Here is a 1210-nt window from a genome sequence, read left to right as displayed (position 1 = left end):
GGAGACGCTGAACAATTAGCCAATTCTCACCGTCCCCCTTTTTCAACCCGGTTTTTTCAACCTACCGGCCTTATTCTGCGTTTCTTGGGCCGATTTCTACCCTGATTTTGCTGATTAGCGGGCCAGCCCCGCCTTTCGGACGGACTTATCCCGCCGTCCGTTGCAAATACCGCTTGGCCAGTACCAGATTGGCCAACCCAAACAGACTGAACAACTGCGCCGTATTCTTTTCCAGTCCACGGTAGCGAACCTTACGATGATTGAAGCGCACCTTGATCACCTGGAAGGGATGCTCGACCTTGGCACGCAGCTGCGCCTTGGCGTATTCGACTTTGCGCTTGACTCGGTACAGCACGCTGTCTTTGCCGTGATGTTTGTAACTGCTTGGCCGTGCTGCAATCGACCAGACAACGTCCCGTTCAGCATGCTCCGGTCGCTTGGCCGCACCAGTGTATCCAGCGTCACCCGAAACATAGGTTTCGGCGCCGTGCAGCAACTGATCGACCTGGGTGACATCCGCCACGTTGGCGGCAGTCCCTACCACGCTGTGCACGAGTCCCGATGTGGCGTCGACACCAACGTGGGCCTTCATCCCGAAGTGCCATTGATTGCCTTTCTTGGCCTGATGCATCTCAGGATCACGCTTACCTTCTCGGTTCTTGACCGAGGGCGGCGCGGCGATCAGGGTAGCGTCGACGATAGTGCCTTCCTTGAGCAGCAGACCCCGGCTGGCCAGATGCTGGTTAATCGTTTCAAACAGCACCCGCGTTAGCTGATGGGTTTCCAGCAAGCGGCGAAATCGCAACAAGGTAGTGGCATCCGGTGCCGACTCACGGCCCAGGTCGATGCCGATGAAACCACGAATGGCCTGGCTGTCGTAGACGGCATCTTCGGTACCTTCATCGGAGAGACCGAAACACTGCTGCACGACATACATGCGCAGCATGCGCGACAACCCAATCGCAGGGCGTCCACGCTTGCCTGTGGTGTCGCTATAGAACGGCGCCACTTGCGCCTCCACTTGTGCCCAGGGCACCAGCTGTTCAAGGTCAGCCAGGAAGCGATCTCGGCGAGTCTGCTTTTTCTTGCCGGTATATTCGAGTTCGGAGAAGGTCTTCTGCACGCGCGTAACAAAGCTCATGGAGGGGGCTGGTTGAGGGGGCTCAGTGTGCCAAGGGTGGGGGCGGCTGGCTATTTATGCAGTGTCTCC

1 protein-coding gene is annotated in these 1210 nt (G+C 57.7%); it reads right to left on the bottom strand.

From position 1 onward, the window contains the following. Positions 1-145: 145 nt before the first annotated feature. Complete coding sequence (locus tag ACIGHL_RS22765; protein ID WP_003282265.1) at positions 146-1141, bottom strand: IS5-like element ISPsp6 family transposase; 996 nt, start codon at positions 1139-1141, stop codon at positions 146-148. Positions 1142-1210 lie beyond the last annotated feature (69 nt).

This window comes from Pseudomonas sp. NPDC077451 (assembly GCF_044543345.1).
Lineage (GTDB): Bacteria > Pseudomonadota > Gammaproteobacteria > Pseudomonadales > Pseudomonadaceae > Stutzerimonas.
The sequence above is the reverse complement of the archived record's forward strand: the minus strand, read 5'-3'. Positions and strand labels throughout refer to the sequence as shown.